Genomic DNA, 11,827 nt, shown 5'->3' on the forward strand with positions numbered 1-11,827 from the left:
GATGGCATGTCAAATCATGGCATGTTATCTTTCAAAGTTCTCGGGGCGCATGCTCCCGCTCTTGTATCACATACTCTGGGGAGTTCCATGTCATATCAGGTGTTAGCCAGAAAATGGCGCCCTGCCACATTTGATCAAATGGTTGGCCAAAGCCATGTTTTGCATGCCTTGACCAATGCGTTAAGCCAGCAGCGCTTACATCATGCATACCTGTTTACGGGAACGCGCGGTGTCGGTAAAACCAGCTTGGCGCGACTCTTTGCCAAAGGCTTAAATTGCGAACAAGGCGTGACAGCGACTCCCTGTGGTGCTTGCGGCAGCTGCGTGGAAATCGCTCAAGGCCGTTTTGTCGATTTAATTGAAGTCGATGCCGCGTCCCGCACTAAGGTCGATGACACCCGTGAGCTGTTAGACAATGTGCAGTATCGTCCGACCCGTGGCCGTTTTAAGGTTTATCTCATCGACGAAGTGCATATGCTGTCACGCAGCAGTTTTAACGCACTGCTCAAAACCTTAGAAGAACCCCCCGAACACGTTAAATTTCTTTTGGCGACAACTGATCCACAGAAACTGCCCGTGACTGTGTTATCCCGTTGTTTGCAATTCAATTTAAAAAGCCTGACCCAAGGCGAAATTAGCACTCAGCTCAATCATATCTTGACCCAAGAGCAGCTTCCCTTTGAGGCTGAAGCCCTAAAGCTTCTTGCCAAAGCCGCCAATGGCAGTATGCGTGATGCCTTGAGTTTGACCGATCAAGCGATTGCCTTTGGTGGCGGCAATGTGATGCTCACTCAAGTGCAAACTATGCTGGGCAGTATTGATGAGCAGCATGTGGTTGCCTTGCTTAAAGCCTTAACCGATGCCGATATTGGCGTGTTAATGCATACGTGTGCCCAAGTGCTTGCGTACGGCGCCGATGCCCAAGAAGTACTGCGCAGTTTACTTGAACTGTTACATCAAATTACCTTGACCCAATTTGCCCCCGCGGCCGCGCAGCAATCTTTGTATAGCGCGCAAATTCGCGCCTTTGCCGAGCAGCTTACGCCGGAGCAAGTGCAGCTTTATTATCAGATTTTATTAACGGGCCGCAAAGATTTACCCCATGCACCAGACCCTAAATCGGGTCTTGAGATGGCGCTGTTACGCGCTGTCGCATTTGTGCCAGAAAAGCCGGTAAAGCGTTGGCAGCCAGATGCGGTCGCAGAGATCCGTTTACCCGAAGGGCAAACGCCCGTTGCGGTAACTGCTGCTGTGCAAGCTCCTCATGTAAATGAACAACAGTTTGCTGAAACACATACTGCTGAACCACATAGCACTGAACCGCATACCACTCAAACAGTGCCTGCTGAAAAAAAAACAGCATTAATTGAGCTAACTAGTGCTAACCAGCATGTTGAAACCGCGCAAGCGGCCGCCGTTACAACGGCTGAAGCGTCAATTGAGCCAGCAGATACTGTAGAGCAGGCGCTTGATGCTGAGCTCGAAGCGGATGCGGCATTAATTGCCGAACAGGCGGTGATTCTAAGTCAGGCGCAGAGTCAGGGATTTAACGCTGACAGCTTAAACGCTTACACAGTTAATGCTGAGGTAGAGCCTCAAACTCAAACAGTATCAACCGCTCAAGCGCCTTCTATACACATTTCTGAACCCGTTGCTGACATTGAAGCATCGGTTGCCAGTCTTGATGCTCATAATAGTGAAGTTCCTGAATTAATTGGGGCAACTGCCGAGTCGAGTATTGTTAATCCAGCTATGGCTGAAACGCTTGTTGATTCAACACCTGCTGTTAACAACAGCGCAGCTGAGAACACACTGGATAACAATCCCACCGCTAACAACACGCTTGAGCAAAATGGGCTTGATGAACATAGTCCCTATGGAACTGAAGCCGAGCATTCATATCCAGCGATGGGAGCTTATGCCCAAGAGTCAGCACCGCTCGATTCCTATCAAGATGCTTATGTTGAATTCTCCTCCGGCTCTTACAATGACGATGATTTTCATCACAGCTTTGACTCTCATGCTGTGCCTGATGATGTTCAACACTCAGCTAATGTTCAACACTCAGATAGTGTTCAACATTCTGCTGATGTTCAAAGCGCAGCAAGTATCCAAAGTGCTGTAGGCATGCAAGGCTCAGTTGATAGTCAGTCAGTAGTAATGGCTCAAGTGTCTCCTCAGACACCAACTCCAATTTCAATTCCAACACCAGCCTCCGCATCCTTAGCCGATGATGATATTCTCTCGGCGGTGTTGGCGGCGCGGGATTCACTGTTATCAGATCTTGATGCCTTAAGTGTTAAGGACGGTGATGAAAAAAAGTCGTCACTGGACTCAAAATTAAAGACACCAAACAGTAAAGCCAATGGGATCAATTTATCAAAACCTGCCAGTAAAAGTGATGCAAGTCAGACAAGTGCGTCATTATCTGTCGATCCCGCCGCTGATTTAGACCCCGATTTAACAATAGATTTCGATGATGATTTTGATTTAGATCTTGAGCCCATTGCTCTGCATCAATCAGTGCCTTTGGTTGCAAGCGCATCTAGTTCTGTCCCAGCTGATCCAGTCAAACCGGCAGCATATGATCGTCCACCTTGGGAGGCTGCGCCAGAAGTAGCGTCAACAGCTGAGCTTATCGAAACGACTCAGGTTGATAGCGGCAATACTAATATCGCTGATGCTGTGATGGCTCAAGGCTCTGATATAAATGATGACTCTGCCAGCAGTGGCCAAGGATCTTTAGAGGCTAGCAACATTGCCAATGACGGACAGAATAATGCGGTAGATGGTAATGACTCCCAGAGTGCCGAACAGGATTCAGGTTCGAAGTCACAAGCGCTTCAAACTCAAGCAAGGCATCAAGAGAAAGTGCAAGCTACCGCGGTAACGCCAGCTAGCAAGACTGCACTGACTCAGACGGCTAGCGCTGTTGAACGTACGCAGGAGAGGGAAGTCGCGCTTAGTACACTTCCGATCAGCGGTCATCCCTTAGATTTGCATTGGTACAAGTTGATGGCGAGTTTAGAGGTCGGCGGGCGAGTGCGGCAACTGGCGGTTAATTCCGTTTGCCAAACCCAGAGCGATCCTTTGCCGCTGCTGCTTAAGCCAAATCAGAAGCATCTTGCGGCCGATGTTGCCATAGTACAGCTCGAGCAAGCCTTAAGTGCTGCGCTCGGGAACCCAAGACGGGTACAAGTGGTCATAGGAATCGATGCGCAGCGGGAAACGCCTTTAGAGTTACGTAAACGTTTCCACCAAGAGTTGCTGCAACAGGCGCATCAATCACTGATCCATGATGACAATGTGCAATGGTTGATCCAACGTATGGGCGCCGAACTCGATGCCGACAGTTTAGTGTATCCGCCCGAGTTGTTGAATTTACGCAGTCAGCAAATACAAGCGTTACCTGAGTTAACTGAGGCAGCAAGTTAACCATGATTGACGAGCCCTTGGGTAAAATGTTCGTCGTTAATTTGTAACCTTGTGGTTTAAATTTGAGAGCAAAGTGCATATTTATAGTGATGCTGCTGAGAAACTCGGCATCGAGATCATAAGTTTATTAACAAGATAACGGCATTGATTGCCAATCCCATTTATTTAAGTAAGATTAGCCGCGTTAATGCTTGCGACTAACCCTAATAGAAGAGAAAAGACTATGTTTGGAAAAGGCGGTATGGGCAATCTGATGAAACAGGCCCAGATGATGCAAGAAAAAATGGCCAAAGTGCAGGAAGAAATCGCCCGTATGGAAATGGTGGGTGAATCTGGTGCAGGTTTGGTGAAAGTCACCATGACTGGCGCGCACACAGTGCGTAAAGTCGAAATCGACCCAAGCCTGATGGAAGACGACAAAGAAATGCTGGAAGATTTGATTGCTGCGGCTTGTAATGACGCTGCCCGTCGAATCGAAGAAAACCAAAAGACTAAAATGGCCGAAGTCACTGGTGGTATGCAATTACCTCCTGGCATGAAAATGCCATTTTAATTGAGATAGCCGATGAAATTTAGTCCACTGTTAGATGAGTTAATTCAGTCCCTGCGTTGTTTACCTGGGGTTGGGCCTAAATCGGCGCAACGTATGGCGTTTCAGTTACTCGAGCGCGACAGAAAAGCAGGGCTTAAATTAGCCAGTGCGCTGTCCAGTGCGATGAGTGACGTCGGTCATTGCCAGTCTTGCCGAACCTACACTGAAGAAACCCTCTGTCCGATTTGTGCTAGCCATAAACGCGGTACGTCTTCCACCATTTGTGTGGTGGAAACGCCGGCCGATGTGTTAGCCATTGAGGCGGGTGGACATTTCACCGGTCGCTACTTTGTTCTTTTAGGTCATTTATCGCCACTCGATGGTGTTGGGCCAGAAGAGCTAGGTTTAGCGTTACTCGAGCGCCACTTGGCTTCGGGTGATGTGGCCGAGTTGATTTTAGCGACCAATCCGACGGTAGAAGGCGAGGCAACAGCGCATTTTATTGCTGATATGGCCAGACGCCATAAGGTGATGATCAGTCGCATCGCCCACGGCGTGCCCGTTGGTGGCGAGCTTGAATATGTGGATAGCACGACGTTAGCCTTGTCATTCAATGGCCGTTTACCGCTTTAACAGAACACAGTGACTCAGTTTAGTTAGTTTGATTATATTAGCTTAATTTAAATGCTGAACTGTTCGACTCGACTCAATTGTCGCGATATCCCTTAAACCCGCCAAGAACCTATCTTGAGCGGGTTTTTATTTGCTCAGTGTTTCAACCTAGATGTCGAGGCTGGGTTGTGGTGATAGGGCCGTGGAGATAGCGCTGTGCTTCAATCCTCATTTCAATTGATATCTACCCATATAAAAACTAGGTTTATCAATAGTTTTTTAAATTTCATACTTGTCTTATGCGAGCTTCATCCGTAAAGTCGGTTTGATAAGAGCGGGCTAAGTTACGATTCACCACAGTGTTCGCGCCTTTGTGCCTAAGCTAATTCGTGGGTTTAGATTTGTGTACGTTGAACCGGACAGGTATTTTTTATTAGAAAACCATGGAGGGGACTCATTGGAAAAGATTACGATTAGGCATGCAGAGACGGGTGACGCCGCAGCCATTCAAGCCGTATATGCCTGCCCAAATGCCTATACGGGTACCTTACAACTCCCTTGGCCATCGACCGATAAATGGGAGTCACGCCTTGCGGCAACATCGAATCATATTAGTCGCTATGTCGCAGAGATTGAAGGTGAAATTGTCGGCGAGTTGGGTTTTGAGGTGTACGAGCAACCCCGTCGTAGGCATGTTGCCTCCTTTGGAATGGGGGTAAAAGACAGCTACCAAGGCCGCGGTGTTGGCAGCACCTTGATTAACGCTATGCTTGAGCTTACCGATAAATGGATGAATATAAAACGAATTGAATTAACAGTTTATACTGATAATCATGCCGCCATTGGTCTGTATAAAAAGTTTGGCTTTGTGATTGAAGGTGAGTCGAAGGATTTTGCCTTTAGAAATGGTGAGTTTGTCAGTGTGTATCATATGGCGCGGATAAAGTAGCATGCTGGTCTTGGCGCTATTTTAACGGTTGCTTAAGGCATTTACTTTAAGAATGGACTCTAAGCGCTCATTCCAAGTCCTAACTTTCTATAGGATCTGACGCTAAGTGCTCAATCTAAGAACTTACTTCAAGCGCTCACTTCACGAACTGAGGTCTGGGATAGCATTAAGCGCCTATTTTTAGAGCTCGCTTTAGGTGCTAAGTGTGTGTCTATCTCAACTTTTAAGGATAAAAAATGGGACTCATTTTATTGCCACTACTGATACTTTGGTTGGGTGTCGGTATTTATGCCATTCGTATCGGCTATCAAGTCTTGGCTGGGACATCTCAATTAAGCTATACACTCAGCGTTTGTGCGATCGCTATGGTGGCATTACTGCTTTATCTCTATTTCGGTTTCGCTCAATTTAAGGAAAATAAAGCGTTGTGGGCGTTCGAAATTCCGATGTTTTTTGCTGCGAATAAGCTCGCTTTTGGCGTCATGATCCTTGGTCTATTGCTGCACTGGTTCGGTCAAGGTGTTCTCACTTCCGCTTATTTGAAACCTCTACCTTTCATCATGATTTTCACCGTTTCCTTTGGTGCTATGGCAGGAGTCATATTGTCCGACACCTTCATGGCGAAATTTGAAATCCAAAAAACGCATTGATGTCAGCTAATCAGGTTAAATTTTTAGTTCGGATGCTGTTGCTGAAGTGGATTTGAACTGACGATCTTCGATCGCTATTTATAGAGAGTTGAGTCCGACGAGGGAGAATTTTGATCTGGTAAGGATTTTAAAGAAGGTTATTACTGATTTTAGATACAAAAAAACCAGCATATGCTGGTTAAATTGGTTGCGGGAGCCGGATTTGAACCGACGACCTTCGGGTTATGAGCCCGACGAGCTACCATACTGCTCCATCCCGCGTCCGATTAATGCTGTTAATAACTGTTTGAATTCTGTCATCTAAGAATTGGTTGCGGGAGCCGGATTTGAACCGACGACCTTCGGGTTATGAGCCCGACGAGCTACCATACTGCTCCATCCCGCGTCAGATTGTTGCTGTTAATAACTGTTTGAATTCTGTCATCTAAGAATTGGCTTCGGAAGCTGGATTTAAACCTGCGACTTTCGCCTGTTGTTTATAAAGGGTTGAGCCCGATAAGCTGTTTCTCGTTATAAACACATAAAAAAGTGGTTGCGGGAGCCGGATTTGAACCGACGACCTTCGGGTTATGAGCCCGACGAGCTACCATACTGCTCCATCCCGCGTCCGATTGTTGCTGTTAATAACTGTTTTAATTCTGTCATTTAAGAATTGGTTGCGGGAGCCGGATTTGAACCGACGACCTTCGGGTTATGAGCCCGACGAGCTACCATACTGCTCCATCCCGCGTCCGATTGTTGCTATGAATAACTATTTTAATTCTGTCATTTAAGAATTTCTGCCGAAGCCGGATTTGAACCGACGACCTTCGCCTGTTGTTTATAATGAGTCGAGCCCGATGAGCTGTTTCTCGTTATAAACACATATAGAAAGTGGTTGCGGGAGCCGGATTTGAACCGACGACCTTCGGGTTATGAGCCCGACGAGCTACCATGCTGCTCCATCCCGCGTCCGATATCTATCTGTTTTACTTTACTATTGTGCTTTAAATTGGTTGCGGGAGCAGGATTTGAACCTACGACCTTCGGGTTATGAGCCCGACGAGCTACCATGCTGCTCCATCCCGCGTCCGTCTTCAAAGCGGGGCAGACTATAACGGCAGCGCCTTGGCATTGCAAGGACGAAGATCGAAAAAGGTGGTGAACGCTTAAATATAAAGCGGAGTGGGGGGGGTTCATACGATTTACGTATAAGTTGGGGATTTTTCGTCGATTATCTTAGGTCAAGACAGTGACTAAATGGGACTTGGGCTAATAACTGTTTATCTTTTATGTATCCGAGCAGGTATAATGTCGCTTTGATTTTGACTGCGTACTGATTATCCCATGCTTAATTTTTTTGCCGCCGCCCCTAAGGGCTTTGAATATAGCTTAGCCCAAGAGCTGACAGAATTTGGTGCGACTGAAGTAAAAGAGAGTGTTGCTGGTGTGTATTTCACTGCCTCTTTAGCTTTAGCGTATCGCATCACTTTATGGACACGTTTAGCCAGCCGCATTGTGTTGGTTATCTATAAAGGAAGCTGCGAGTCGGCAGAACAACTCTATAATGCAGCCTATTGTGTCGATTGGCCGGCACACTTTTCCAATAAAAGTACTTTTAGTATCGATTTCCATGGTACGGGTGGTTTTCTTAATAATACCCAGTTTGGCGCCTTGAAGATTAAGGATGCGATTGTCGATCGTTTCCGTGACGATGATATTGAGCGTCCGAATGTATCTCGCGTTGATGCTGAATTTAAAGTCGATGCGCATTTCCGTAATGGCGTGATCACGATTGCGATGAACTTCTCGGGTCCATCGCTTCATCAACGTGGCTATCGTTCGACCACAGGTGAAGCGCCATTGAAGGAAAACTTAGCCGCTAACATGCTCGTACGCAGTGGCTGGCAAGCGGCGCCTTCAACCTTGCTCGATCCTTTCTGTGGTAGCGGTACAGTGCTGATTGAAGCGGCGTTAATGGCAGCCGATATTGCCCCTGGTCTGCAACGTAGCCGTTTTGGTTTTGAACATTGGCGTCGCCATGATAAAGCCGTGTGGCAAGAAATCGTTGAAGAAGCGAAAGCGCGTGCTTCATTAGGCGTGAAACGTTGCGAGATTAAATTCTACGGTTCTGATATCGATTCGCGCTTAGTCGCGTTGGCGAAACGTAATGCCGAAAATGCCGGTGTACTGGAGTTAATCGAGTTTCAAGTTGCGGATGCTTTAACGATAGCGCCGCCTGCGGAAAGCGGCTATTTGATCACTAACCCACCTTATGGTGAGCGTTTAGGCAATGTGTCTGAGTTATTGCAGCTTTACTATCAGCTGGGCGACAAGTTTAAGAAAGAGTTTGGCGGCTGGAAAGTGGCCATGCTGTGTAGTGATATCGAACTGGTGTCATCGCTAAAGCTTAAAGCCGATAAACAAATGAAGATGTTTAACGGCGCGCTTGAATGTGCTTTTAACATCTATACCTTACATGCCAACAGTACTCGCCGTGATACGCCAGTGCTACCAGATGGCGTCGACATTGCCGATATTGCCCCAGCTTTTGCTAACCGCATTAAGAAGAATGCCAAGTTATTAGAGAAATGGGCGAAGAAAGAAGGCATCGACAGCTATCGTATTTACGATGCCGACATTCCTGAATATAACGTCGCAGTAGATAAGTATTTAGATTACGTGATTATTCAAGAGTATATGGCGCCAGCGACCATACCTGAAGCCGTGACTAAACGTCGTTTAAGCGATGTGTTATTAGCCCTGCCGTCGGCTATTGGCATCAACCCTAACAAGATGATCATGAAGACGCGTGAGCGTCAAAAGGGCACGAGTCAATATCAAAAGCTGGATGAGCGCAAGTTAGAGCTTATCACTACCGAATATGGCGCTAAGTTCAAGTTGAACTTAACCGGTTATTTGGATACAGGTTTGTTCCTCGATCACAGATTGACACGTCGTTTAGTCGGTCAAAAGTCTAAAGGTCGCCGCGTACTGAACTTGTTCTCTTACACAGGTTCTGCTTCTGTGCATGCAGCGCTTGGCGGTGCTAAGTCGGTAACGACGGTAGATATGTCCAATACCTATATCGCTTGGGCGAAGGACAACTTTGCGCTCAATGGCCTGCAAGGTAAGCAGTATGAGTTTGTTCAATCTGACTGCATGCAGTGGATTAGGGATTGTAATGAACAGTACGATCTGATTTTTATCGATCCGCCGACCTTCTCAAACTCTAAGCGCATGGAAGATTCGTTTGATGTGCAACGGGATCATGTGAACTTACTGGCATCCTTAGTGAAACTGCTCAGCCCAACGGGAGAGCTAGTGTTCTCTAACAATAAACGTAAGTTTAAGATGGACATAGAGACGCTGACAAAGATGAACATTAATGTGACGAACATTGATGACATGACTTTGCCTATGGACTACAAACGTAATCCACATATCCATAATACCTGGCTTATCACCCATGCCTGAGTTGACTCAAGCAGAGCGGGATAACAGGACTTATCTGCTATATCACACAGATGGCTGCCATCTGTGTGAACTGGCCGCGGCGTTACTGGCCGCGGCCGACATTGGCTATCGGGCCATAGATATATGTGACGATGAATACCTCGCGCAGCGTTATGGCGTATCGATCCCTGTGCTTAAAGCCTGGGATGATAGAGAATTACATTGGCCATTTAACGCAACGCAATTACAAGAGTTTACAGGAGCTTAGTTTGAGTCTGGTTCGTATCAATAGTGGCTCTTTAGCCTATGGTTACACTCCGTTGTTACAAAAAGCGGATTTTACTATTCAACGCGGCGAGCGCGTTTGTATTGTTGGCCGTAATGGTGCCGGCAAGTCGAGTTTATTAAAAGTGTTATCCGGCGATGTGCTGCTGGATGAAGGCGAGTTCAATATTGCCGGTAATGTGAGTGTTAGTCGTTTACAGCAAGATCCGCCAAAAGCTGAGCAAGGAACGGTATACGCGTATATCGCGGCAGGATTAAAGGAAGTGGGTGAGGCGCTTGAGCGTTATCATCAACTGTCCCACGATGTCGCCCATGCCGATCCAGAGCAAATGGATCGTATGTTAAATGAGATGCAAGGCCTGCAAGAAACCTTAGATCACTATAATGGTTGGCAGCTCGATTCTCGCATTCAACAAAACTGCGAGTTGTTAGGCCTCGACCCTGACAAATCGTTGAGCGAGTTATCCGGTGGTTGGCAGCGTAAAGTGGCGTTAGCCAGAGCACTGGTCAGCGAGCCAGATCTGTTGTTACTCGATGAGCCTACCAACCATTTAGACATAGACACGATTGAATGGCTTGAAAAGTTTTTACTTGATTATCAAGGTGCTATCGTCTTTATCAGTCACGATAGGGGCTTTATTGCCCGTATGGCGACGCGGATTGTCGATTTAGACCGTGGTGTTGTGACCTCATGGCCGGGCAACTATCAAATGTATCTTGATGGTAAGCAAGAATGGTTACGGGTTGAAGCTGAGAAAAATGCCTTGTTTGACAAGCGTCTCGCCGATGAAGAAGTGTGGATCCGTCAAGGTGTTAAAGCCAGACGTACCCGTAACGAAGGTCGTGTGCGTGCACTTAAAGCGCTGCGTGATGAGCGCAGTGAGCGTTTGAATCGTCAAGGCAACGCTAAGATGGCGGTATCGGATACTGAACGTTCTGGTAAGTTAGTATTTGATGTTCAAGATCTTAACTTCAATCTGCCCGATAAAAATTTGGTTAAGAACTTTAATACCACAGTGATCCGCGGTGACCGCATTGCGCTGATTGGCCCGAACGGCTGTGGTAAATCGACCTTGATCAAACTATTAATCGAAAAGCTACAACCGCAATCGGGCGAAATTAAAGTCGGCACTAAGCTCGAAATTGCTTATTTCGACCAATATCGTGAAGCCTTAGATCCTGAGCAAACGGTTGAAGATAACGTCGGCGAAGGTAAAAAGACCATCACGATTAATGGCCAAGACCGCCACATATTAAGTTATTTGCAAGACTTTTTGTTCTCGCCTATGCGCGCCAGAACACCAGTGAAAGCGCTGTCGGGTGGTGAGAAGAATCGTCTGTTACTGGCCAAGCTATTAATTCGCCCAGCAAACTTAATCATACTCGACGAACCGACCAACGATCTTGATATTGAGACCCTAGAATTGTTAGAGTCGCTGCTAACCGAATATCAAGGCACACTTTTGTTGGTGAGCCATGATAGGGCATTTATCGATAATACCGTCACAAGTAGTTGGTGGTATGCGGGTAATGGCCATTGGAGCGAGTATGTTGGTGGTTATCAAGACGCAGTGAATCAGGGGGCAAAGTTTTATTCTGAGGAACCTAGTTCGCAAAAGGCGGTCGAAGCTCCAGCGGTTGAAACGAAAGCCGTTGAAGTTAAGGCTGCGGAACCTGCGAAAGCGGTAAAAAAACTGTCGTATAAGTTACAGCGTGAGTTAGAGTCGTTACCCACTGTGATGGAGCAATTAGAGGCCGATATTCTTGCATTGCAGACCACCATTGGACATTCAGACTTTTATAGTCAGGCGCAGGATAAAGTCAATCAGGTATTGAGCCAGTTGGCGGATAAAGAAAAGCAATTGGAAGTTTGCTTCGAGCGATGGGAAGAGCTTGAGTCACTGAAGTAAACCAATAATAAAAATGGGA

General features: G+C 46.8%; 8 protein-coding genes and 6 tRNA genes. 8 read left to right on the plus strand and 6 right to left on the minus strand.

The genetic code is table 11. The features are described 5' to 3' along the window. Window positions 1-6: 6 nt before the first annotated feature. The 5 genes from dnaX to OX890_RS10455 all read left to right on the plus strand — a co-directional run bounded on the left by dnaX (window position 7) and on the right by OX890_RS10455 (window position 6,178). Window positions 7-3,435, plus strand: a complete 3,429-nt coding sequence (gene dnaX, locus OX890_RS10435) for a DNA polymerase III subunit gamma/tau (RefSeq protein ID WP_268650573.1) — start codon at window positions 7-9, stop codon at window positions 3,433-3,435. Window positions 3,436-3,658: 223 nt separating this feature from the next. After that, the gene (locus OX890_RS10440) at window positions 3,659-3,988 is read left to right on the plus strand and encodes a YbaB/EbfC family nucleoid-associated protein (RefSeq protein WP_006082082.1); all 330 of its coding nucleotides are present in this window, start codon (window positions 3,659-3,661) and stop codon (window positions 3,986-3,988) included. Between the two features lie 12 nt (window positions 3,989-4,000). Further along, complete coding sequence (gene recR / locus OX890_RS10445) at window positions 4,001-4,600, plus strand: recombination mediator RecR (RefSeq protein ID WP_006082081.1); 600 nt, start codon at window positions 4,001-4,003, stop codon at window positions 4,598-4,600. 436 nt (window positions 4,601-5,036) lie between these two features. Then, window positions 5,037-5,528, plus strand: coding sequence for a GNAT family N-acetyltransferase (locus tag OX890_RS10450; protein ID WP_268650574.1), 492 nt, complete (start codon window positions 5,037-5,039; stop codon window positions 5,526-5,528). Window positions 5,529-5,764: 236 nt separating this feature from the next. Next, a complete protein-coding gene (locus OX890_RS10455; RefSeq protein WP_006082079.1) occupies window positions 5,765-6,178 on the plus strand; it encodes a hypothetical protein in 414 nt (137 codons plus the stop codon). Between the two features lie 184 nt (window positions 6,179-6,362). Here the strand turns inward: OX890_RS10455 and OX890_RS10460 are convergent. From OX890_RS10460 to OX890_RS10485, 6 genes are all read right to left on the minus strand, one after another. Then, a tRNA-Met gene (locus OX890_RS10460) sits at window positions 6,363-6,439 on the minus strand. 47 nt (window positions 6,440-6,486) lie between these two features. Then, a tRNA-Met gene (locus OX890_RS10465) sits at window positions 6,487-6,563 on the minus strand. A gap of 144 nt (window positions 6,564-6,707) precedes the next feature. Then, a tRNA-Met gene (locus tag OX890_RS10470) sits at window positions 6,708-6,784 on the minus strand. Between the two features lie 47 nt (window positions 6,785-6,831). Next, window positions 6,832-6,908, minus strand: a tRNA-Met gene (locus OX890_RS10475). Window positions 6,909-7,052: 144 nt separating this feature from the next. Continuing rightward, window positions 7,053-7,129 (minus strand) — tRNA-Met (locus tag OX890_RS10480). Window positions 7,130-7,170: 41 nt separating this feature from the next. After that, window positions 7,171-7,247, minus strand: a tRNA-Met gene (locus tag OX890_RS10485). 257 nt (window positions 7,248-7,504) lie between these two features. Here OX890_RS10485 and rlmKL point away from each other — a divergent pair. Genes rlmKL through OX890_RS10500 form a run of 3 tightly spaced genes read left to right on the plus strand, consistent with a single transcriptional unit; the run spans window position 7,505 to window position 11,808 of the window. Then, window positions 7,505-9,634 (plus strand): bifunctional 23S rRNA (guanine(2069)-N(7))-methyltransferase RlmK/23S rRNA (guanine(2445)-N(2))-methyltransferase RlmL, encoded by a 2,130-nt coding sequence (gene rlmKL, locus OX890_RS10490; RefSeq protein ID WP_259541595.1) that lies wholly within the window; start codon window positions 7,505-7,507, stop codon window positions 9,632-9,634. After that, the gene (locus OX890_RS10495) at window positions 9,627-9,881 is read left to right on the plus strand and encodes a glutaredoxin family protein (protein WP_268650575.1); all 255 of its coding nucleotides are present in this window, start codon (window positions 9,627-9,629) and stop codon (window positions 9,879-9,881) included. The genes rlmKL and OX890_RS10495 overlap by 8 nt, the downstream gene beginning before the upstream one ends. Window position 9,882: 1 nt before the next feature. Then, a complete protein-coding gene (locus tag OX890_RS10500; protein WP_006082076.1) occupies window positions 9,883-11,808 on the plus strand; it encodes an ABC transporter ATP-binding protein in 1,926 nt (641 codons plus the stop codon). Window positions 11,809-11,827: the final 19 nt, after the last annotated feature.

Source organism: Shewanella sp. DAU305 (assembly GCF_026802235.1).
Lineage (GTDB): Bacteria > Pseudomonadota > Gammaproteobacteria > Enterobacterales > Shewanellaceae > Shewanella > Shewanella baltica.

Coding starts and splice junctions, on each gene's coding strand:
- OX890_RS10455 (WP_006082079.1), top strand. CDS start 5,765: ATGGGACTCATTTTATTGCCACTACTGATACTTTGGTTGGGTGTCGGT.
- OX890_RS10495 (WP_268650575.1), top strand. CDS start 9,627: ATGCCTGAGTTGACTCAAGCAGAGCGGGATAACAGGACTTATCTGCTA.
- rlmKL (WP_259541595.1), top strand. CDS start 7,505: ATGCTTAATTTTTTTGCCGCCGCCCCTAAGGGCTTTGAATATAGCTTA.
- OX890_RS10440 (WP_006082082.1), top strand. CDS start 3,659: ATGTTTGGAAAAGGCGGTATGGGCAATCTGATGAAACAGGCCCAGATG.
- dnaX (WP_268650573.1), top strand. CDS start 7: ATGTCAAATCATGGCATGTTATCTTTCAAAGTTCTCGGGGCGCATGCT.
- recR (WP_006082081.1), top strand. CDS start 4,001: ATGAAATTTAGTCCACTGTTAGATGAGTTAATTCAGTCCCTGCGTTGT.